The sequence below is a fragment of the Clostridium sp. C105KSO13 genome (assembly GCF_001517425.1).
Taxonomy (GTDB): Bacteria; Bacillota; Clostridia; order Lachnospirales; family Lachnospiraceae; genus Muricomes.
Map to the genome: position 1 here is coordinate 1 of NZ_FBWL01000041.1, position 380 is coordinate 380.

At 46.1% G+C, this 380-nt stretch carries 1 protein-coding gene; it reads left to right on the plus strand.

Annotated elements, in window-relative coordinates; genetic code table 11:
- Positions 1-380 (plus strand): IS256 family transposase (locus BN3456_RS00130; protein ID WP_176699053.1); only part of this gene is annotated, 380 nt, incomplete at both ends.

Genomic DNA, 380 nt, shown 5'->3' on the forward strand with positions numbered 1-380 from the left:
GGGACGTATTGTAAAGAAGGCTGCCTATGTTGCGCTTGGAGTTCAGTTGGATGGAACCAAGGACATCCTGAGCATTACAGTCGGTGCAAATGAATCCTCAAAATTTTGGTTGGGAATGCTTAACAACATGAAGAACAGAGGGCTCAAGGACGTCCTATTCTTCTGTGTGGATGGCTTGCCAGGCTTTAAGGAGGCAATTGCAGCCGTATATCCGCAGGCAGTGGTACAGAGATGCATTATCCATATGCTGCGAAACTCTTTCCAGTACCTGTCTTATAAGGATCGCAAGAAATTTGCCGCCGATTTTAAAGCTGTATATAAGGCTCCAACGGAAGAATCCGCGTTACAAGCCCTTGCAGAAGTAAAGGAAACATGGGGAA